Annotated in this window: 18 protein-coding genes; 14 read left to right on the top strand and 4 right to left on the bottom strand. The window is 72.3% G+C overall.

Going from position 1 to position 21614, the window contains the following annotated elements; genetic code table 11:
* The first annotated feature begins 10 nt into the window (after positions 1-10).
* From ABTX18_RS25480 to pgfA, 3 genes are all read left to right on the top strand, one after another.
* Positions 11-1732: a lytic transglycosylase domain-containing protein gene (locus ABTX18_RS25480; RefSeq protein WP_352125060.1), complete on the top strand. Its 1722-nt coding sequence runs from the start codon at positions 11-13 to the stop codon at positions 1730-1732.
* Between the two features lie 141 nt (positions 1733-1873).
* Entirely contained in the window at positions 1874-2011 is a 138-nt protein-coding gene (locus ABTX18_RS25475) for an SPW_0924 family protein (RefSeq protein WP_352125059.1), read from the top strand.
* A 48-nt stretch (positions 2012-2059) separates the two neighbouring features.
* On the top strand, positions 2060-3061 hold the full coding sequence (gene pgfA, locus ABTX18_RS25470) for a cell envelope lipid trafficking protein PgfA (RefSeq protein WP_352125058.1): 1002 nt from the start codon (positions 2060-2062) through the stop codon (positions 3059-3061).
* Here the strand turns inward: pgfA and hrpB are convergent.
* Both hrpB and ABTX18_RS25460 read right to left on the bottom strand, forming a co-directional pair.
* Entirely contained in the window at positions 3048-5549 is a 2502-nt protein-coding gene (gene hrpB, locus ABTX18_RS25465; RefSeq protein WP_352125057.1) for an ATP-dependent helicase HrpB, read from the bottom strand. The genes pgfA and hrpB overlap by 14 nt on opposite strands.
* An 86-nt stretch (positions 5550-5635) precedes the next feature.
* On the bottom strand, positions 5636-6448 hold the full coding sequence (locus tag ABTX18_RS25460; protein WP_352125056.1) for a class I SAM-dependent methyltransferase: 813 nt from the start codon (positions 6446-6448) through the stop codon (positions 5636-5638).
* Positions 6449-6847: 399 nt separating this feature from the next.
* Between ABTX18_RS25460 and rpsA the strand changes: the two genes are divergently transcribed.
* From rpsA to ABTX18_RS25435, 5 genes are all read left to right on the top strand, one after another.
* On the top strand, positions 6848-8362 hold the full coding sequence (gene rpsA, locus ABTX18_RS25455) for a 30S ribosomal protein S1 (RefSeq protein ID WP_136330605.1): 1515 nt from the start codon (positions 6848-6850) through the stop codon (positions 8360-8362).
* A gap of 318 nt (positions 8363-8680) precedes the next feature.
* Positions 8681-10204, top strand: coding sequence for a flavin monoamine oxidase family protein (locus tag ABTX18_RS25450; RefSeq protein WP_352125201.1), 1524 nt, complete (start codon positions 8681-8683; stop codon positions 10202-10204).
* An 84-nt stretch (positions 10205-10288) separates the two neighbouring features.
* Positions 10289-11227, top strand: coding sequence for a PAC2 family protein (locus ABTX18_RS25445; RefSeq protein WP_352125055.1), 939 nt, complete (start codon positions 10289-10291; stop codon positions 11225-11227).
* A gap of 31 nt (positions 11228-11258) precedes the next feature.
* Positions 11259-11861 (top strand): dephospho-CoA kinase, encoded by a 603-nt coding sequence (gene coaE / locus ABTX18_RS25440; RefSeq protein ID WP_352125054.1) that lies wholly within the window; start codon positions 11259-11261, stop codon positions 11859-11861.
* Positions 11862-11961: 100 nt separating this feature from the next.
* Entirely contained in the window at positions 11962-12330 is a 369-nt protein-coding gene (locus tag ABTX18_RS25435; RefSeq protein WP_352125053.1) for a tetratricopeptide repeat protein, read from the top strand.
* A 60-nt stretch (positions 12331-12390) separates the two neighbouring features.
* On the opposite strand, the gene ABTX18_RS25430 is transcribed toward ABTX18_RS25435, so the two are convergent.
* Positions 12391-12693, bottom strand: a complete 303-nt coding sequence (locus tag ABTX18_RS25430; protein ID WP_352125200.1) for a DUF6343 family protein — start codon at positions 12691-12693, stop codon at positions 12391-12393.
* A 52-nt stretch (positions 12694-12745) separates the two neighbouring features.
* Between ABTX18_RS25430 and ABTX18_RS25425 the strand changes: the two genes are divergently transcribed.
* From ABTX18_RS25425 to ABTX18_RS25415, 3 genes are all read left to right on the top strand, one after another.
* On the top strand, positions 12746-13864 hold the full coding sequence (locus ABTX18_RS25425) for an ADP-ribosylglycohydrolase family protein (protein ID WP_352125052.1): 1119 nt from the start codon (positions 12746-12748) through the stop codon (positions 13862-13864).
* Between the two features lie 68 nt (positions 13865-13932).
* Positions 13933-14628, top strand: a complete 696-nt coding sequence (locus ABTX18_RS25420) for a class I SAM-dependent methyltransferase (protein ID WP_352125051.1) — start codon at positions 13933-13935, stop codon at positions 14626-14628.
* 108 nt (positions 14629-14736) lie between these two features.
* Positions 14737-15186 (top strand): DoxX family protein, encoded by a 450-nt coding sequence (locus ABTX18_RS25415; RefSeq protein ID WP_352125050.1) that lies wholly within the window; start codon positions 14737-14739, stop codon positions 15184-15186.
* 84 nt (positions 15187-15270) lie between these two features.
* Here ABTX18_RS25415 and ABTX18_RS25410 read toward each other — a convergent pair whose 3' ends face one another.
* Positions 15271-15618, bottom strand: a complete 348-nt coding sequence (locus ABTX18_RS25410) for a hypothetical protein (RefSeq protein WP_352125049.1) — start codon at positions 15616-15618, stop codon at positions 15271-15273.
* Between the two features lie 288 nt (positions 15619-15906).
* Here ABTX18_RS25410 and ABTX18_RS25405 point away from each other — a divergent pair, with 288 nt between their 5' ends.
* From ABTX18_RS25405 to ABTX18_RS25395, 3 genes are all read left to right on the top strand, one after another.
* Positions 15907-17001 carry a slipin family protein gene (locus tag ABTX18_RS25405; protein ID WP_352125048.1) on the top strand — a complete coding sequence of 365 codons (1095 nt, stop codon included), beginning with the start codon at positions 15907-15909 and terminating at the stop codon, positions 16999-17001.
* Between the two features lie 290 nt (positions 17002-17291).
* Complete coding sequence (locus ABTX18_RS25400; RefSeq protein WP_352125047.1) at positions 17292-20255, top strand: SCO1167/SCO6262 family helicase; 2964 nt, start codon at positions 17292-17294, stop codon at positions 20253-20255.
* Positions 20252-21595, top strand: a complete 1344-nt coding sequence (locus ABTX18_RS25395; RefSeq protein ID WP_352125046.1) for an SWIM zinc finger family protein — start codon at positions 20252-20254, stop codon at positions 21593-21595. The genes ABTX18_RS25400 and ABTX18_RS25395 overlap by 4 nt, the downstream gene beginning before the upstream one ends.
* Positions 21596-21614: the final 19 nt, after the last annotated feature.

Raw genomic sequence — 21614 nt, 5'->3', positions numbered from 1 at the left:
CCCACACGTTATGGCAGCGCAATTCGGTCGCCGGCTGCGCAGAGGGGCGACCACGGCTGCCGTGGCCGCTGCCGCTGTGGCCGCTCTTTCCGCATCGCAGGGCCCCGGTTCGCCGCTGGTGGCGTCCGACAGCGACCAGCCGTCCGCCGGTCCGGCGGGGTCGACGCCCTCGGGGGACGGCGCCGCGTCCGGCAACTCGCCCTACTTCACCGACCTGCCGCCGCTGACCACGCCCAGCAAGCCGGGCACCTCCGTCAATCTGCCCGTGACCGGCAGTGCGGAATCGGGCATACCGGCGTCGGTTCTCGCGGCGTACAAGAAGGCCCAGCAGACCATCGCGGGTACGGACGCCGCCTGCCGGCTGCCGTGGCAGCTCCTCGCCGCGATCGGCAAGGTCGAGTCGGGCCAGGCCCGCGGCGGCCGCGTCGACGCGCAGGGCACCACGTTCTCCCCGATCCTCGGCCCGGCCCTCAACGGCCAGGGCTTCGCCCTGATCAAGGACACCGACAACGGTGCCTACGACGGTGACTCGACGCACGACCGGGCGGTCGGCCCGATGCAGTTCATCCCGTCCACCTGGGCGACCTGGGGCCAGGACGGCAACGCCGACGGCCGCAGGGACCCCAACAACATCTACGACGCGGCGCTCGCCGCCGGCCGCTACCTCTGCGCCGGCTCGCGCGATCTGGCGGTCTCCGCCGACCTGGACCGGGCGGTCCTGAGCTACAACCACTCGGACGAGTACCTGCGTACCGTCCGCACCTGGTTCGACTACTACAACCGCGGCACGCACGAGGTGCCGGACGGCACCGGTGTGCTGCCGGTGGAGTCCAGCACGGGAACGCGTCCGCACACCGGCTCCCGCACCCACGGCAGCAACCCTTCCTCCTCGCCGTCGCAGTCGCCGTCGCCCTCGCCTTCCGGGACGCCGTCCCCCGCCCCGACGCCCAAGCCGCCGTCGAAGCCGGCTCCCGGGCCCAGCGAGCCGGGCAGGGGCCCGGGCGGCACGACGCCGCCCGCCACCCCGACTCCCGAGCCCACGCCGTCCCCGGCCCTCGCAGCCGTGCGGGACGCGGGCACCGGCGAGCTGACCGCCACGGCGGGCGACGCCTTCGCCGAGCGCGTCAAGGTGCGGGCGCAGAGCAACTTCGGCAAGCCGCTCGCCAAGGTGTCCGTGACGTTCACCGTCACCGGTGACACGGACGCCGCGTTCGACGGCGGGAAGCGCACCGCCACCGGCGTCACCGGCGCCGACGGCACGGTCACCGCGCCGGTGCTGAAGGCGGGCGAGAAGTCGGGGACGTTCACCGTGCGCGCCACGGCCACCGGCACCTCGCTGCCGGCCGTCACGTACGCGGCGACCGTCACCGCCCGGCAGGCCGACGCCATCGCACGGACGGGCACCGCGGAGCTGACGGCGGTGGCGGGCCAGACGTTCGCCGACGTCACGGCCGCGGCCACCTACAAGGGCGCGGTCGCAGACCGGGTCGCCGTCACCGCCACCATGATCACCGACGACGAGACGCCGGCCGAGAACGACAAGGGTCCCTACTTCACGGACGACGAAGGCGACCCGGTTCGCACCCTGGTGTTCACCACGGACGCCGACGGCAAGCTGACCCTGCCGAAGATCTACGCCGACGGCGCCGCGGGCACGTACAAGCTGCGCCTGACCACCGAGGGCGGCGCCACCGTCGTCATCGAGCTCACGGTCGAGGCGCCTGCCGCCTGATCCACGCACAGCGCGCCTGAACAGCCCCTTCGCCGGCACCCGGCCAAGGGGCTGTTCTATGTGTTCTCATCTCACGCCCCGGTTGCTACGGTGCCCCAGCCCTGACGACCCATCAGTTCCGCAGCTTCCGGGAGGCCGAGCATGCGTGCCCTAGTCGCCGCCGCCATCGGACTGGCCGCCGCCCTCGCCCTCGTCCTGACCATCAGCGCGATCGGCGCACCACCCGGCGAGACCTCGCCCAAACCCCTGCTGACCACGGTCCCGGGTCCCAAGCACTAGCCGCAGTCGCCAGCCGTCCGCACCACGGAATGCAGAGGGAGGACACCCATGCGCCGCCGAGCCGGCCTCGTACTCCTGGCCTTCGCCGTCTTCTTCGCCGCGCTGTCACCGCTGTTGCGCTGGTACGCCTTCCCGCGGCTGGCGAAGATCCCGCCGAACCAGTACCAGGAGACCGTGCTGGAGGCGAGCCCCGCGACCCTGCTCGACTACAGCACCCTCAAGGCCGAGAAGGTCGACAGGATCACCATCGTGCAGACCCTCAAGGGCAACGTCGAGGAGTCGGAGAAGATCGAGCGCAGCGCCGGCCGCGACGTCGTCGTGTGGGACGCCCTGTCCTACGTACAGGGGCCCGACGGCAAGATGGTCTCCAAAATCCCCGAGCGCTACATCTTCGACGCGCACAGCCAGGACCCGGTCCACGCCACCGGCGAAATGGTCGACGGTGATCCGGTGAGCCGCGAGGGCATCGAGTTCAAGTGGCCCTTCCTCACGGAGAAGCGCGACTACGAGTACTTCGACGCCCAGACCCGTACCAGCTCGCCCATCCACTACCGGGGCAAGCGGAACTTCCGGGGCATGGACGTCTACTACTTCGAGCAGACCGTCCCCTGGACCAAGGTGCCCATGCCGAAGACGATGCCGATCAAGGGCATCACCGCCGCGCAGATCGCCAAGACCGGTGTGACCCGCTGGTACACCACCAAGCGGATGTTCTGGATCGACCCCGTCACCGGGGCGCCGGTCAACGGCGAGGAGATCCACAAGGAGGAGCTGCGGAACGCCAAGGCGATGGGCATGCCCAAGGACACCATCACCGTGTTCTCCGGGCATGTGAAGATCCGCGAGGACTACCTCGCCGCGACCGTCGAACTGGTCAAGTCCCAGCGGATCCTGATCCTGCTGCTGACCTCGTACCTGCCCTGGGGCTTCCTCGTCCTGGGCGGCGGGCTGCTCGCGCTCTCGCTGTGGCTGGAGGCGCGTTCGCGGCGGCCGGGCGAGGCGGAGACGGTCGGGCGGAAGGAACCGGAGCCCGTCCCTACCCCCGCTTGAGCCGCGCCTTCGTGAACCGGGTCGCCTCCACCGTCGTCGGGTCCTCCGGCCACGGGTGCTTCGGGTAGCGGCCGCGCAGCTCCGCCCGTACCGCCTTGTAACCCTCGCGCCAGAACGACGCCAGGTCCGCCGTCACCGCCGCCGGCCGCCCCGCGGGCGAGAGCAGATGGACCAGAACCGGCACACCGGCCACCCGCGGGGTCTCCTGGAGGCCGAACAGCTCCTGGAGTTTCACCGCGAGCACCGGCTGGGCCCCGCCGTACTCGACCCTGATCCGCGAGCCGCTCGGCACCTCGATTCGCTCCGGGGCCAGATCGTCCAGCCGGGCCGCCTCACCGGTCGCCCACGGCAGCAGCCTGCGCAGCGCCTGCCCCGCGTCGATTCCGGCCAGGTCCGTGCGGCGGCGGGCACGTGACAGCTCGGGCTCCAGCCACTGCTCGGTACGGTCCAGCAGCGCCTCGTCCGAGACGTCCGGCCACGGAGCGCCGAGCTCCCGGTGGAGAAAGGCCAGCCGCTCCCGCAGCTGCTCCGTGTCGCGGCTCCAGCGCAGCAGCCCGAGGCCCTCCTGCCGCAGCCCCTCCACCAGGGCCTCGCGGACAAGTGCGGGATCCGGCTTCTTCAGCGGGCGCGCCGCCAGCTCCACGGCGCCCAGGCGCTCCACCCGGCGGGCCACCACGTCCCGGCCGTCCCAGCGGACCTCCTCGCCGGCGAACCGCAGATGCCCGGCCGCCGTGCGGGCGGTGTCCTCGTCGATCACCGCGGCGAGCCGTACCTGCGCCGACGCGGCATGCGCCGGACGGTCGGCGACCGCGACCGCCAGCCACGGCGCACTGCGCAGCCGCGAGCCGTCCCGCAGCTCCGCTCCGGTGCCGGACGCCATCAGGAACGTCCCCTCCCCCCGGGCCCGCGCCACCCGCTCGGGAAAGGCCAGGGCCGCGATCAGGCCGACGGCGGCGTCGTCCGGACCGGACCCGCCGCTCCCGGCGCCCTTGATGGAGGAGGACAGCCGCCGCACCTCCTGGCGCCAGCGGGCCGCGTAGCCGTCCTTGCCCAGCCGGGCGGTACGCAGCGCGGCTGCCAGGTCGTCGCCGTACTCCCGCGGCGGCTCCTCGCTGAGCAGCGCCACGACCTCCGCGGCCCGCCGGCCGCCGACCTCGGCCGCCCCGTCGAGCAGGGCCCTGGCCAGCCGGGGGTGCAGCCCGAGCCGGGACATCCGTACGCCCCGGTCGGTCACGCGGCCGTCGGTCCCCACGGCGCCGACCGCCGTCAGCACCTCGCGGGCAGCCGCCATCGCCCCGGCCGGCGGCGGGTCCAGCAGCGCGAGCCCCGTGGCGTCCGGATCGCCCCAGCAGGCCGCCTGGAGGGCGAACGCCGACAGATCGGCCACCTTGATCTCGGGGGAGGGGAACCGGGCGAGCCGCCCGTCCTCCGCCTGCTCCCAGCAGCGGTAGACCGTCCCGGGGGCCTCGCGTCCGGCCCGGCCCGCCCGCTGGCGGCCCGCCGCCTGCGAGGCCCGGACCGTCGTGAGCGCGCTCAGGCCCCGCGCGTGGTCGGTGCGCGGCTCCCGGGCCAGCCCGGAGTCCACGACGGTCCGCACGCCCGGAACGGTCAGGGAGGACTCCGCCACCGACGTCGCCAGCACCACCCGCCGCCCTTCGGACGAACCGGCCAGCACCGCGTCCTGCACCGCCGCCGGGGCCCGCCCGTGCACCTGGAGCACCTCGGCGGCCACCCCGGACAACTGCCCGGCGACCCTGCTGATCTCGCCGACGCCGGGCAGGAAGCACAGCACGTCGCCGTCCCGCTCGGCCAGCGCCCTCCGCACCACGGAGGCGACGTGGGTCAGCATCGCCGGATCGACCCGCATCCCATGCGGCGGCCGCACCGGCCGCGCCGGCGGGGCCCACACCACCTCCACCGGGTACGACACACCCTCGGCCTCGATCACCGGTGCGTCGCCGAGCAGCCGCGCCCAGCCCTGCGCGTCCGTGGTCGCCGACGCGGCGACCAGCCGCAGATCTGGGCGGATCGCCTCCCGTACGTCCAGGAGGAAAGCGGCCACCGTGTCGGCGTCCAGATGGCGCTCGTGGCACTCGTCGATGATCACCGCGTCGACGCCCGCGAGCTCCTGGTCGCGCTGGAGCCGCTGGAGCAGCACCCCGGTGGTGACGACCTCCACCACGGTGTCCGGCCCCATCACCCGCTCCCCGCGCACGGTGAACCCGACCCGTTCGCCGGGCCGCTCGCCGAGCAGCCACGCCATGCGCCGGGCCGCGGCCCGGGCGGCGATCCGCCGCGGTTCGGCGACCACGACCCGGCGCACCGGGCCGTCGCCGGTCAGACCGGCCAGGACCAGCGGGACGAGGGTCGTCTTGCCGGTGCCGGGCGGTGCGCACAGCACCGCGGCGCCGCGGTGCTCGAGCGCCCGCCGCAGCGCGGGCACGGCGGTGCGGACGGGCAGCTGGTCCAGGGCGTCGGTACGGATCACGCCCCCAGTCTCGTACGGCGGGGGCGCGGCCCGTTCACCGGACGGTGCTCAGTCCCGTACGCGGACGAGGAGCGCGGTCCCGGTGCTCAGTCCCGTACGCAGACGAAGATCGCGGTCCCCGGGATCAGGTTGCCGCGCAGGGGCGACCAGCCGCCCCACTCCTGGTGGTTCCACGCCGGCCACTCCGGCTCGACCAGGTCCGTCAGACGGAAGCCGCCCGCGACCACGTCCCGCACCCGGTCGCCGAGCGTCCGGTGGTGTTCCACGTACACGGCTTCGCCGCGCTCGTCCTGCTCGACGTAGGGCGTGCGGTCGAAGTACGACGCGGCGACGGACAGGCCCTCGGGCCCCGGTTCGTCGGGGAACGCCCAGCGGACCGGATGCGTGACGGAGAAGACCCAGCGGCCGCCGGGCCGCAGCACCCGGTGGACCTCGCGGAACACCTGGACCGGGTCGGCGACGAACGGCACCGCGCCGTAGGCGGAGCAGGCCAGGTCGAAGGAGCCGTCCCGGAAGGGCAGCACCCCGGCGTCCGCCTCGACCAGGGGGATGCCCTCGCCGATCCGCAGGGCGTGCTGGAGCTGGCGGTGGGAGAGGTCGAGGGCGACCGGCCGGGCGCCCTGCGAGGCCAGCCAGCGCGAACACTGTGCGGCGCCCGCGCCGATCTCCAGGACGTCCAGGCCCTTCAGTGACTGAGCGGGGCCCAGCAGGCCGGCCTCGGCCTCGTCGAGCCCCTCCGGGCCCCAGACGAAGCGGTCGTCGCCCAGGAAGCCGCCGTGGTCGTTCTGGTACTCGTCCGCGTTGCGGTCCCACCAGCCGCGGCTGGCCCGGCTGCTCTCGGCCTCACCGGCGCTGCGGCGTGTCGCCTCGGGTTCGGCCGCGTAGATCTCTTGGCTCATCGTGTCCGTCGTTGTAGTTTGCCTTCACCCCTTCGTACGCGGTACGTACCAGGGGGGACCTGTGAGTACGGAACCCGTGTGTCCGGAACATTTCCGGGGCGATGTGGCCTCGGTGAACCAGAGTTGCGCCGGGTATGGGCCGTTCCGCCCTTGGTGTGCGCCTTCGCGCATTGACCATGCCCTGCTGCCCCCGTATGCTACAAGTTGCGCTGCGAGCCTGCGCGCCTCAGACCTAGCAGGCCGCGCTCGCATCTGCAGGTATGTCCCTCGGTTCACGAGAGGCGCCTCCCGGATCACGGGATCGGCGCTTCCCAGGCTGTCCGGCTTCTGCAGAGGCGATACGGGCTCTCGGCGTAGCAGTAACTTCGACTCACTGTCCGTACCGGAGCCCTTTCCCACATGACGAGCAGCACCGAGACCACCGCCACCACTCCGCAGGTTGCGGTCAACGACATCGGCGACGCGGACGCGTTCCTCGCGGCGATCGACGAGACGATCAAGTACTTCAACGACGGCGACATCGTTGACGGTGTCATCGTCAAGGTTGACCGGGACGAGGTTCTCCTCGACATCGGTTACAAGACCGAAGGCGTCATCCCGAGCCGCGAGCTCTCGATCAAGCACGACGTCGACCCGAACGAGGTCGTCAAGGTCGGCGACGAGATCGAGGCCCTGGTTCTCCAGAAGGAGGACAAGGAAGGCCGCCTGATCCTCTCGAAGAAGCGCGCTCAGTACGAGCGTGCCTGGGGCACCATCGAGAAGATCAAGGAAGAAGACGGCATCGTCACCGGTACCGTCATCGAGGTCGTCAAGGGTGGTCTCATCCTCGACATCGGCCTCCGTGGCTTCCTGCCGGCGTCGCTCGTCGAGATGCGCCGCGTCCGCGACCTCCAGCCTTACGTGGGCAAGGAGCTCGAGGCCAAGATCATCGAGCTGGACAAGAACCGCAACAACGTGGTCCTGTCCCGCCGTGCCTGGCTCGAGCAGACCCAGTCCGAGGTCCGCCAGACGTTCCTCACGACCCTCCAGAAGGGTCAGGTCCGCTCCGGCGTCGTCTCCTCGATCGTCAACTTCGGTGCCTTCGTGGACCTGGGTGGCGTCGACGGTCTCGTGCACGTCTCCGAGCTGTCCTGGAAGCACATCGACCACCCCTCCGAGGTTGTCGAGGTCGGCCAGGAAGTCACCGTCGAGGTTCTCGACGTGGACATGGACCGCGAGCGCGTGTCCCTGTCGCTCAAGGCGACGCAGGAAGACCCGTGGCAGCAGTTCGCCCGTACGCACCAGATCGGGCAGGTTGTTCCCGGTAAGGTCACCAAGCTCGTTCCGTTCGGTGCGTTCGTGCGCGTCGACGAGGGCATCGAGGGCCTGGTCCACATCTCCGAGCTGGCCGAGCGCCACGTGGAGATCCCGGAGCAGGTCGTCCAGGTCAACGACGAGATCTTCGTCAAGGTCATCGACATCGACCTCGAGCGTCGTCGCATCAGCCTCTCGCTGAAGCAGGCCAACGAGTCCTTCGGTGGCGACCCGGCCTCGGTCGAGTTCGACCCGACGCTGTACGGCATGGCCGCGTCGTACGACGACCAGGGCAACTACATCTACCCCGAGGGCTTCGACCCCGAGACCAACGACTGGCTCGAGGGCTTCGAGGCTCAGCGCGAGGTCTGGGAGACCCAGTACGCCGAGGCGCAGCAGCGCTTCGAGCAGCACCAGGCCCAGGTCATCAAGTCCCGCGAGGCCGACGAGGCCGCTGCTGCCGAGGGCGCTGCTGCCCCGGCCGGCAGCGCTCCGGCTGCCTCGGGCGGCAGCGGTGGCGGCGGCTCGTACTCCTCGGAGTCCGCGGACAACTCCGGCGCCCTGGCGTCGGACGAGGCCCTGGCTGCCCTGCGCGAGAAGCTGGCGGGCGGCCAGAGCTGACGCTCCGACCTCCCGGCCGGTCATCGGCTGAGTAGTTGATCAGATGACGGTGAGGCCCGCTCCCTTCGGGGGGCGGGCCTCATGCGTGTGTGCGGGCGGGCCCCGGCCCGTGGGATTCCGGACCAGGTGAACACAGGGAAACGTGTGGGATACACGAATGGCTGACGACCGGTAACACACTCTTGTCAGGATCCCGGCAACTCAAGATCGAAGGGGAGCCGGGACATGACGCATGCTTCGCACCACTCGCCCGCGACACCGGGCGCCAGCCGCCGTACCTTCCTTCGCAACGTCGGTCTCTCCGGCGGGGCGGGCGCGATGTTCGCCACCATGGGAGCGCTCGGCCTCGCCCCCACGGCCCAGGCCGCAGGCCGCGAACCCGCCTTCCGCGCCCCCAGCGGTGGCGACTTCAACCTGACGGGCAGAGCCGCCGCCAAGGTGGTCGTCGTGGGAGGCGGCATCGCCGGCCTCGCCACCGCCTACGAGCTCGGCAAGGCGGGCTACGACTGTACGGTCCTGGAGGCCCGCGGCCGTACGGGCGGCCGTAACTTCACCGTACGCGGCGGGGACTCCACCACCGACATCCACGGCGTCACCCAGACCGCCCGGTTCTCCGACGGGCAGTACATGAACGCCGGCCCCGGCAGGATTCCGCAGTGGATGGTCACTCTCGACTACTGCCGCGAACTCGGCGTTCCCATCGAGGTGTTCACCAACGTCAACGCCAACGCCTATATCTACAACGAGAAGGCGGGCATGAAGGCCCCGGTGCGCTATCGCACCGCAAAGGCCGACGTGTACGGCTATGTTGCCGAACTCCTCTCCAAGGCCACCGACAAGGGAGCGCTCGACCGGCAGATCACCGCCGACGACCAGGAGCGGCTCCTGGACTTCCTCAAGGACTTCGGCGACATCGGCGACACTCTCGACTACACGGGAAGCCCCCGGCGCGGATACCGCGTCGATCCCGCGGCCGCCGGTACCCCAGGGGAGGAGATGGGGTCCGTCCCCTCCGCGTCCGAGGTCTTCGCCAGCGGCGTCGGGCGCTACTTCGCCTTCGAGTTCGAGTACGACCAGGCGATGCTGATGTTCCAGCCGGTCGGCGGCATGGACCGGATACCCGCCGCGCTCACCCGGGCGATAGGGGAGCGCAGGATCCGCACCGGCGCGGCCGTCACCGAGATCACCGACACGGCCCACGGCGTCACCGTCACCTACACCCGGTCCGGGCGCACCCACAGCATCGAGGCGGACTACTGCGTCGCGGCCCTGCCGCCCAACGTCCTCGCCAAGACCGCCCACAACCTGGGCCCGGCCGTCCAGACCGCGCTGGAGGCCTGCAAGCCGTCCTCGGCCGGCAAGATCGGGCTGGAGTACCGGAGCCGCTGGTGGGAGAGCGACCACCGGATCTACGGAGGCATCACAGAGACGGACATGGACCTGGCCCACATCTGGTACCCGTCCTACGGGCACCAGGGCCGACGCGGCACCCTCATCGGGTACTACAACACCGGCGCCAACGCGGACGCGTACGCCGCCCTCACCCCACGCGAACGCGAGGCGCGGGCCGTCGCACAGGGCGTGAAGATCCACGGCGAGAAGTACCGTACGGAACTGGCCACGTCGTTCTCCCACCACTGGCGCCAGACCCCATACCTGGAGGCCGCCTGGCACTCCCTGTCCGGCGGCCCCGACGCCCCGGTCTTCGCACCGCTCAACCAGGCAGCCGGGCACGTCTACTTCGCCGGCGACTACCTGAGCTACGCCGATGCCTGGCAGCACGGAGCGTTCACCTCCGCACGGAAGGCGGTCACGGCACTGCATACGCGGGTACTTGGGTAAACAGCATGTGAAGGGGCACGGGAGGGGAATGCCCGTGCCCCCCCGGGACGTTCTTCTTCAGGAACACAAGGAGGAGCGGTAACCGTGCCTGATCCGCAGAGTTTGTACGAATGGGAGCCGAAGGGCCTGGCTGTCGTCGACATGGCGCTCGCCCAGGAGTCGGCCGGCCTGGTCATGCTCTACCACTTCGAGGGATACATCGACGCGGGTGAGACCGGTGAGCAGATCGTCGACGGGCTGCTCGAATCACTGCCCCACCAGGTCGTGGCCCGTTTTGACCACGACCGCCTCGTCGACTACCGCGCACGGCGCCCGCTGCTGACGTTCAAGCGGGACCGCTGGTCGGCGTACGAGACTCCGACACTGGACGTCCGGGTGGTCCAGGACGCGACCGGGGCCCCCTTCCTTCTGCTGTCCGGCCCCGAGCCCGACGTGGAGTGGGAGCGGTTCGCCGCCGCCGTCGAGCAGATCGTCGAGCGGCTCGGCGTCCGTCTCGCCGTCACCGCCCACGGCATCCCGATGGGCGTCCCGCACACCCGCCCGGTCGGCGTCACACCGCACGGCAACCGCACCGACCTCATGCCAGGCCACCGCAGCCCGTTCGACGAGGCGCAGGTTCCGGGCTCGGCCGCGGCCCTTGTCGAGTACCGGCTGATGGAGGCCGGACACGACGTCCTCGGCGTCGCCGCACACGTCCCGCATTACGTCGCCCGCTCCGCCTACCCCGACGCCGCGCTCACCGCGCTGGAGTCGATCACGGCCGCGACCGGACTCGTTCTGCCGACGGTCGCCCACTCCCTGCGCACCGAGGCGCACCGCACCCAGACGGAGATCGAACGGCAGATCGGCCAGGGCGACGAGGAGCTCGTCTCGCTGGTCGAGGGTCTGGAGCACCAGTACGACGCGGTCGCCGGTTCCGAGACGCGCGGCAATCTGGTCGCCGAGCCGGTGGACCTGCCGTCCGCCGACGAGATCGGTCTCGAATTCGAGCGGTTCCTGGCCGAGCGCGAGGGCGACGGCTGACCCCGGGGGGACCCGCACTAGGCTGCCGCCCATGCTGAAAGTGGGCCTGACCGGTGGTATCGGCGCCGGCAAGAGCGAAGTGTCCCGGATGCTCGCCGGATACGGAGCCGTCCTGATCGACGCCGACCGGATCGCGCGCGAGGTCGTCGAGCCCGGCACCCCCGGGCTCGACGCGGTCGTCGAGGAGTTCGGCAGCGACATCCTCACCGCCGAGGGGACGCTGGACCGGCCGAAGCTCGGCTCGGTCGTCTTCGCCGACAGCGAGCGCCTCGCCGCCCTCAACGCGATCGTCCACCCGCTGGTGGGCGCCCGCTCCGCCGAGCTGGAACGTGCCGCGGGCCCCGATTCCGTGGTCGTCCACGACGTGCCCCTCCTCACCGAGAACGGCCTCGCCCCGCTCTACGACCTGGTCGTCGTGGTCGACGCGGCGCCGGAGACCCAGCTCGACCGGCTCGTACGGCTGCGCGGGATGACGGAGCAGGAGGCGCGCGCCAGGATGGCCGCGCAGGCCACCCGGGAGCAGCGGCGTGCGGTGGCCGACCTGGTCATCGACAACGACGGACCGCTCGCGGCGCTGGAACCGCAGGTCCGCTCGGTCTGGGCGGAGCTGACCCGGCGGGCCGCGGCCGCCTGACCCGGGCGGCACGCCGGACCGACCTCAGGCGGAACGCCTGGCGGAACACCGGAAGCCGGGCCGGTGTTCACCCGACCGTGGATGAGGGAAGGATGCGACTGTGCCCGAGAGGAACCCGGAAACCCATGTCATCGACTTCCGCGCGGCCGAGCAGCTCCTGGCCGCGCGCGATCCGCGTGGGGCTGTCCAGCTGCTCGACTCGGTGATCGCCTCCCACCCGGAGAACACCGCGGCCCGGCTGCTGCGCGCCCGCGCGTTCTTCGCCGCGGCGCAACTGCGCCCCGCGGAGCTCGAGTTCGAACTGGTCCTGGAGCGGGAACCGGACAACGCCTTCGCGCACTTCGCGCTCGCCCGCACCTTCGAGCGCTCCGGCCACCCGGAGCGGGCCAGACGGCACTTCCGGCTGGCGGCGGCGCTCGACCCGAACCCGGAGTACCTGAGGGCGGCCCGCTTCGACGCGGAGGGCTGAGGCACTGCCGGCCCGGGGCTCGTACCGCCGCGCTCAGGGCTCGTACCGCCCCTGCCGCTCTCAGCGTCCGTAGCGCCCCGGTTTTTCGTGATCGGGTTCGTACGGCGGGACGGTGCGGCCCGGCTGGTAGTGCGGGCCCTGACGCATGCGGTGGACGACGACGGCCAGGTCGGTCAGGACCAGCAGAAGGAGCACCCCGCAGGCCGCGGCCCAGCCGGGCCGGCCGGCCAGGCTGAAGGCGACCAGGCCGAACACCGCCCAGGCCGTGCCCCATAGACTCAGCCAGAGCCGCATCCGCAGAGGACTGCGGGCAGTCGTCGGTTCGTTACCGGTACGCATGGCGATCGCCTCTCCTACCAGCATGGACCCGCGACGGCGCTCGTGCGGCGATCCGAGGGAAAAGGGCGGGGCGGCCATGAACGGCACAGCAGGGGAGGACGAAGCGGTCCGCAGGTCCCGGGTCCGCGGGTGTCTGCTGGGCGGGGCGATCGGGGACGCCCTGGGAAACCCGGTGGAGTTCCTTTCGCTCGCCGGCATCCGCCGGGCGCACGGCGAGCAGGGCGTACGGCGACTGACCGCCGACGAGGACGGGGTCACCGGACGCGTCACGGACGACACCCAGATGACCCTCTTCACGGCCGAAGGGCTGATCCGGGCGCACTCCCGGGCCATGGCCAAGGGCATCGGCGGCGCCGAGACGGCGATCATCAAGCACGCGTACCTGCGCTGGCTGGACACCCAGAACCATCCCGCCCCGCCGGCCGGCGGCCCGCAGCACCCGGTGCGCAGCGGGTGGCTCAGGCAGCAGCCCTGGCTGTACGCGCGCCGGGCCCCCGGAAACGCCTGCCTGACCGGGCTCACGTCCGGTCACACCCCCGACCCGCGGGGTCCGGTCGGTGTGCCGGGCCCCGTGAACACGGAGTCCAAGGGCTGCGGCACGGTCATGCGCTCCGCCCCCTTCGGCCTGACCGGCCAGGACGCGGCCGCCGCCTTCGAGCTGGCCGCCCGGTGCGCGCAGATCACCCACGGCCACCCCACCGGCGCCTACGCCGCCGGGGCGCTCGCGGCGATCACCGCCCATCTGCTGGAGGGCGACTCCCTGTCGGGGTCCGTCCTGCGGGCCATGGACCTGTTGGCCCGCCACTCCGGCCACGAGGAGACGACCGTCGCCCTGCGCGGGGCCGTGGACCTGGCCGCGCGGGGCGCGCCGAGCGCCGAGAAAGTGGAGTCGCTCGGCGCCGGCTGGGTGGCCGAGGAGGCCCTGGCCATCGCCGTGTACTGCGCCCTGGTCCTGCCGGGGGCCGGCCAGGTCGGCGAGGCGCTGCTGCTCTCGGTCAACCACTCGGGCGACAGCGACTCCACCGGCGCGGTATGCGGCAATCTGCTCGGCGCCCGCCACGGCGACACGTGCCTCCCGCCGTCGTGGCTGGTCCTCACCGAGGGGCGCGCCGTGATCGCCGAGGTGGCCGACGACCTGTGCCTGGAGTTCGCGCACACGGTCGTGTGGCCTGAGGGCCGCTACCCGGGGTGCTGAGCCCCGGCCGGCGGTCCGGGAGCGGGTGGGGCGGGGAACGGGGGGCGTCGACCGTTCGTTCGGCCGGTATGAGCGAACGAGTGGTACGTGAGGGGTACTCAGGGACGGGACCGGGCGCGATCACCCCGGACGGCTGCGCGGTCGAGCTGTACACCCGCCTGGCCGTCGCCGACGAACCTGACGTGATCGCATCGGCCGTCCCCGCCGGAGCGAGCGTTCTCGAACTGGGCTGCGGGGCGGGCCGGGTGACACATCCGCTGGTCGAGCGGGGATTCGACGTCACGGCGGTGGACGAGTCGGCGCAGATGCTGGAGCAGGTGCGGGGTGCGCGCACGGTGTGCAGCCCCATCGAGTCCCTGGACCTCGGCGACGAGACCTTCGACGTGGTCATGCTGGCGTCGTTCCTGGTGCACTCGGGCGACCACCGGGTGCGGGACGGGCTGCTGCGGACCTGCCGGAGATATGTACGCGACGGCGGAGCGGTGCTCCTCCAGCGCGAGGGCGAGGACTACCACGCCCGACTGCCGCGCGAGCGCGTCCATCCGGCCGGGTACACCACGCGGATCGTCTCCTCCGAGCCGGTGGGCGACGGGGTGCACTCGGTGCATGCCGAGTACGACTTCGCGGACGCGCGCTGGACCCAGACCTTCCTCTCGCGGCCGCTGTCGAAGGAGCGGTTCGAGGGATATCTGGAGGCCGCCGGGCTGCGGGTGGACCGCTATCTGACGGACGACGGTGTCTGGGTGCGGGCCGTGCCCAGGTAATCGGGCGCCAGAGCGGATTCGTGGGCGGCGGAGCGATGAGTTCTCGGCGGGTGAGCGGTCTGACCTTGTGTGAGCGACACCGCGCACCGCTTCCCCGAGGAGACCACCATGTCCGAGATCACGACGGCCGCGCCCACGTCTGCCGCCCCCGCCTCTCCCGCTGCCACCGCCGGTCACCGTGGCCGGGGCGCCGTCGCGCTGACGGTGGCGCGATACGTCCTCGCCCTGTTCCTGGGCTTCAGCGGCATCGCCAAGCTGATCGCCCATGAGTCGGCCATCGAGTCCTTCGACCGGATGGGCTGGGGCCACGGTGCTATGTACGCCATCGGCGGGCTGGAGACGGCCGGGGCGATCGCGCTGCTGGTGCCGGTCCTCGCCGGGGTGGCGGCCATCGCCTTCTGCGGACTGCTCGCGGGGGCGTCGATCGTCCAGCTGACGCTGCTCGACCCGCCGAACGCCGTCATGCCCGCGGTGCTCATCGTGGTGATGGTCCTGATCGCCCGGGACCGCCGGGACGCGACGGCGGCTCTGGTCGCCCGGGTCCGCCGCAGTGCGTGAGGCCGACGCCGCAACGGGCATGTACCGGGTGCGCCGCCCACGGGGGCCGCGCACCCGGTACATGCCCGTTCCGGGTTCCGGCGGTCAGTGAACCGTGGTGAAGCTCCGCCACGGCAGCGCGCTGGGTGCGTTGACGTCGGAGAACGTGGTCGCGACGTACGTCGTGCCCGGACCGGTGCAGTCCCGGGTGGGGTACAGGATGATGTCGATCAGGGTCTCGTTGAACACTTCCTTGGCTCCCGCGGGCGCGAGCCGGTGACATCCCTTCACCGAGGGACTGTTCACCATGATCACGGCGTCCCGCTCGGTCGTGTAGATGACCGGACCGACGGCGGTCCGGCCGAGGCCCGAACAGCCCGCGACGGTGAGGGTCAGGAGCGCGGTCCCGGCGGCGATGCCGAGACGGCGGCGTCGGTGGTCGTTCACGGGCATGGGCGGGTCCTCGTCTGTCTCGTCCGGCTCATCCGTACGCACTCCGTCACGCCACTCCGTACGCCACGGAGGGACGTGCTGACGCTGGTCACCCTGCCCGCTCCCGGCGGGACCGGCATCCGGGGAGAGGCCGGGCGGGGGACAGGAGGAAGGGCGGACGTTCGCCCGCTGCCGAAACCGGGCATAACGTGGTATTAGCACTCGATGTGCGGATGGCGTCCTTCACGGATGGTGTCCGATACGGCGTGAGGCAGATATTCCGGTTCTTCCGGCTGGCAGGGGGCCGTCATGGTCCAGGAGTTCTTGATCGCAGCGGTCGGGGTGGTTTCGGCGGGTGCCGTGTACACGGCAGCGGCCGCCCGGATCGTCAAGCAGTACGAACGGGGCGTGGTGCTCAGGCTCGGCCGGCTCCGCGACGATGTGCGCGGGCCCGGCTTCACGATGGTGCTCCCCGGCGTCGAGCGGCTTCGCAAGGTCAACATGCAGATCGTGACCATGCCCGTGCCGGCGCAGGACGGGATCACCCGGGACAACGTCACGGTGCGGGTGGACGCGGTCATCTACTTCAAGGTGGTCGACGCGGCGAGCGCGGTCGTCGAGGTGGAGGACTACCGGTTCGCCGTCTCGCAGATGGCCCAGACGTCACTGCGTTCGATCATCGGCAAGAGCGATCTGGACGATCTGCTCTCCAACCGGGAGAAGCTCAACCAGGGCCTGGAGCTGATGATCGACAGCCCCGCGGTCGGGTGGGGCGTGCAGATCGACCGGGTCGAGATCAAGGACGTCTCGCTGCCGGAGACGATGAAACGCTCCATGGCCCGCCAGGCGGAGGCCGACCGTGAGCGGCGCGCCCGGGTCATCAACGCGGACGCGGAGCTCCAGGCGTCCAGGAAGCTCGCCGAGGCGGCGTCGGAGATGTCCGCGCAGCCCGCGGCGCTGCAGCTGAGGCTGCTGCAGACCGTGGTGGCGGTGGCGGCGGAGAAGAACTCCACCCTGGTGCTGCCGTTCCCGGTGGAGCTCCTGCGCTTCCTGGAACGGGCCCAGCAGCCGGCCCCGCAGCAGACCGCCCCGCAGGTGCCGCAGCCCGTGAACCCACCGCCGGAGGTGCCGAGCGCCCAGAGCGAGGGCTCACCGGACGCACCGGACGTGCAGCCCGGCGTACGCATGCCGGACGCACCGAACGGCCGGGTGGAGCCCGCACCTCCGTCGGCCGGGCAGCCCCCACTGACCGAAGGGCTTCCGCCCACCGAGCCACCCCCGCCGACCCCCTCGGCTTCGCCGGCATCTGGCCCCGGCCGCCTGCGCCCCGCTACGCCGACCACCCCGGCCTCAGATGACGGGACGTCCCGCCGCACCGGCTCGAAGCCGCTCGCCAGTCACTGACCCCACGGCCTGCCGGGCGCCCACCCGGTCACGCTCCGGCCGCTGCCGGACCCCGTACGAGCTGCGGGCACGGCGGCGGCCGGTCCGCCGCGTCAGCCGCACCAGAAACGGCCAACGGAATGTGGCCGTGAGGATCGATGTCAGACCCCCCGCCTACACTCGCGTAGCAGAAGGATTCCGTGCCGACAGCGCTGACCAGGTACGGAAGACCGACGACGACACCGAGGACGACACCAAGCGCACGGGCTCACGAACGGGCCCCGGTCGGGAAGCGGGAAGGAGGAGGGCCGGTGGGTATCGCACCGCCACCGCAGGACGCGGCCGTCGGCCGCCTGCTGCGCTGTGCCGCAGTCTTCCTGCCTGCCGCGCTCCCGCGCGAGGGGCAGATCGCGTTCTGGGACCCGGAAGGGAACGCGCTGCCCAATCCCGGTGACCTGCGGGGGCCCGGCACCACGGCAGAAGCGGCCACGGCACCGGCGGACCCGGCCGGACCCACCGAAGCGGACGGCTCGGGCGTGCGGACGTCCGAGATCACCGTCGTACGGCGCCACGGCGTGCAAGGGGACGTCCGCCCGGACACCGTGCCCGCCCTGCTGCTTCCCCTGGCCGAAGCGGTGCCCCTGCTGGCCCGGGCCCGCCATCTGCGCTCCGCCCACCCCGCCACCCGCTGCTGGGGCGCGGCCACTCTGCATGCGCTCCACCTGGTGTCCCGGGGCCGGATGCTGCCCGGACTGACCGCCGACGACTATGACGCCTGGCGGGCAGGACCGCGCGACGCGGAGGACGTCGCCCATCTGCGCGCGGTCGCGGCGGCCATGCCGGCCGAGGGGTACGCGATCCCTCTCCCCGACCGCACCCCTCTCCAGGTCCCCGACCCCGGGCCGCTCATCGGCTCCTTCCTCGACGCTGTGGCCGACACCCTGCCCAGGACCCCCGCGGCCGCCTTCGCCATGGGCGCACCCTTCGCCGCCCGGGAGGGCCGCCATCTGCCCGGCGCCCGCGAGTGGGCCGTGGAGGTGGCCGCCGGGCTCGACGCGGGCGTACGGGTGTCGCTGCGCCTGGACCTCTCCGCGTACGAGCTCTTCGACACGGAGGACCCGGCCGGCCCGGCAGAGGACCGGGACGAAGGCGCACCGGCCCCCGCACGGCATGCCGGCGCCGCCATCACCCAGGTGCACAGCCTCGCCGACCCCACCTACGTCATCGACGCGGCCGCCCTGTGGGACGGCACGGCGGGTGAGCCCTTCGGCCCACGGGCCCGGATCGACGCCGTGCTCGCACTGCGCCGCGCCGCCCGCGTCTGGGCCCCGCTGGAACGACTGCTGGACCAGCCCGTCCCCGACGTGCTGGCCCTCATCGAGGACGAGTTGTACGAGCTGCTGGGCGCGGGCGGCGCCCGGCTGGCGGCCGCCGGTGTGAGCGTGCACTGGCCCAGAGAGCTCGCCCGTTCCCTCACCGCCGCCGCGGTCGTGCGGCCCGCGCCCGGCTCGGCCACCGACGGCACCTCGTTCTTCGACGCCGAACAGCTCTTCGCGTTCAACTGGCAGCTCTCGCTGGGGGACCAGAAGCTGACCGAGGCCGAGATGGACGTGCTCGCCGAGGCGCACCGCCCCGTGGTGCGGCTGCGCGACCAGTGGGTCGTCGTCGACCCCGCGCTCGTACGCAAGGCGCGCAAGCGGGAGCTGGGGCTCCTCGATCCGGTGGACGCACTCGCCGTCGCCCTGACCGGCAGCGCCGAGGTGGACGGTGAGCAGGTCGAGGCGGTGCCGGTCGGCGCCCTGGCCGAACTGCGCGCCCGCATCGTCGAGGACGACACCCCCGTCGCACCGCCGCCCGGCCTCGACGCCACCCTCCGCGACTACCAGCTGCGCGGCCTGGCGTGGCTGGACCGGATGACGTCACTGGGCCTCGGCGGCTGCCTCGCCGATGACATGGGCCTCGGCAAGACGATCACGCTCATCGCCCTTCATCTGCACCGCGCCCACCCCTCGCCCACGCTCGTGATCTGCCCCGCCTCCCTGCTGGGCAACTGGCACCGGGAGATCAACCGCTTCGCGCCCGGCGTCCCCGTGCGGCGGTTCCACGGCACCGGCCGCACCCTCGCCGACCCCGACAGCGGCTTCGTCCTCACCACGTACGGCACCATGCGCTCCAGCGCCGCCGAACTGGCCGCCCACAGCTGGGGCCTGGTCGTCGCCGACGAGGCCCAGCACGTGAAGAACCCGCACTCCTCCACGGCGAAGGCACTGCGCACCATCCCGTCACCTGCCAGGGTCGCCCTGACCGGCACCCCTGTCGAGAACAACCTCTCCGAGCTCTGGGCGCTGCTCGACTGGACCACCCCCGGACTGCTCGGCCCCCTCAAGGCGTTCCGGGCCCGCCACGCCCGCATCGTGGAGAACACCGGAACCGCCGCCGGGATCGCCAACGACGAAGCCGTGGAACGCCTCTCCCGGCTGGTCCGGCCGTTCCTGCTGCGCCGCAAGAAGTCGGACCCCGGCATCGCCCCCGAACTGCCGCCCAAGACGGAGACCGACCACCCCGTCTTCCTCACCCGGGAACAGGCCACGCTCTACGAGGCCACGGTGCGCGAGACCATGGCGTACATCGAGGCTTCGGAAGGCATCGCCCGCCGCGGCCTGATCATGAAGCTGCTGGCCTCGCTCAAGCAGATCTGCAACCACCCCGCGCAGTATCTGAAGGAGGAGCCGACCCGGCTCACCGGCCGCTCGGGGAAGCTCGCCCTGCTCGACGAGCTCCTCGACACGATCCTCGCCGAGGACGGCTCCGTGCTCGTCTTCACCCAGTACGTGACGATGGCCCGGCTGCTCTCCGCCCACCTCACCTCGCGCGCGATCCCCTCCCAGCTCCTGCACGGCGGTACGCCGGTGACCGAACGGGAACGGATGGTGGACCGCTTCCAGTCCGGCGAGGTCCCCGTCTTCCTGCTCTCCCTCAAGGCCGCCGGCACCGGGCTGAACCTCACCCGGGCCTCCCACGTCATCCACTACGACCGCTGGTGGAACCCTGCCGTCGAGGAGCAGGCGACCGACCGCGCCTACCGCATCGGACAGACCCAACCGGTCCAGGTGCACAAACTGATCGCCGAGGGCACCGTCGAGGACCGGATCGGCGAGATGCTGCTGGCCAAGCGGGCACTGGCCGACGCCGTCCTCGGCTCCGGGGAGACCGCGCTGACCGAGCTCAGCGACCGCGACCTCGCCGATCTCGTCTCGCTCCGGAGACCGTCATGAGCCCTCGCCCCCGCCCCGCCTCCGGGCTGTCGCCCTCGCCGTCGTCGGCCGCAGGGCGTCCCGCACGGCCCGTCGCCCGGTCACGCCCCGGCCCCGACGACCTCCGGCGGACCTTCGAGGCCGTGCCGGCGCGCACGTCCGGCGACGACGAGCCGTTCGCGGACAGCTGGTGGGGCCGTGCCTGGGTGGCCGCCCTGGAAGACCTGTCGATGGACGGGCCCCGGCTCGCCCGCGGACGCGCGTACGCGGACAGCGGGAACGTCGCCGCGATCACCGTCACCCCCGGACGCGTCGTTGCCTACGTCCACGGCAGCCGCCCCCGCCCCTACCGCGCGGAGCTCCGGCTGCGCACCCTCACCGACCCCGACTGGGACACCTTCCTCGACGCGGTCGCCGCCCGTCCCGGCCATCTCGCCGCGCTGCTCGCCAAGGAGATGCCGTACTCCCTCGCCGACACGGCAGCCGCCGCCGGCGTCGCCCTGCTCCCCGTCGCGGACGACCTCGACCCCGGCTGTTCCTGCCCCGACCGCGGCTGGCCCTGCAAGCACGTGGCGGCGCTCTGCTACCAGATGGCCCGCCTCCTGGACGCCGACCCGTTCGTCCTCCTGCTGCTCCGGGGCAGGGGCGAGCGAGAACTCGTGGAGGAGCTCGGCCGCCGCAACGCCGCGCACTCCGCACGGGAGCGGCCCGCAGCGCCCGCCACCCCCTCCGTACCGGCACAGCAGGCGCTCGCCGACCGCTTCCTGCCCCCGCTGCCCGCCCCGTTGCCGGTGGAGGCGCATCCGGGTCAGCCGCCCTCGTACCCGGAGTTCCCCGGAGCCCGGGACCCGCTCGCCCTCGACCAGCTCGCCACCGACGCCGCCGCCCGCGCCCACGCGCTGCTCACCACCGGCGCGGACCCGCTGGCCGGGCTCACCGCCTGGCAGGACGCGGTACGGCTGGCAGCCGCCCGCCCCACGGCCGGGCTCACCGCCACCACCCGCGCCCTCTACCGCGAACTGGCCTCCGCCACCGGACGCAACATCACCGACCTGGCCCGGGCCGTCGCCGCCTGGCGTCAGGGCGGAGCCGAGGGGCTCGCCGTCCTGGAGACACCGTGGGACCCCCCGGCCGGCCCGTTCGACCGCGCCCGCCCGGCCCTCGCGGCGGCCGGCTTCCCGCGCTTCCAGCCCTGGCGCAACCACCTCAGCCACCCCGGCGGCACGCTCCAGCTCCGCTTCGGCCACGACGGCCGGTGGTACGGCTACGAGTCCGAACCCGGCGAGGACGAATGGTGGCCCCGGGCCGCACCGGACCCCGACCCGGTGGGCGCACTCCTGGAGCTCAGCGGCGGCGGCTGACCGGCCGGCCCCACTGCGG

The organism is Streptomyces sp. NPDC096323 (genome assembly GCF_040302845.1).
Lineage (GTDB): Bacteria > Actinomycetota > Actinomycetes > Streptomycetales > Streptomycetaceae > Streptomyces.
This window is presented reverse-complemented; position numbering and strand designations above follow the sequence as displayed.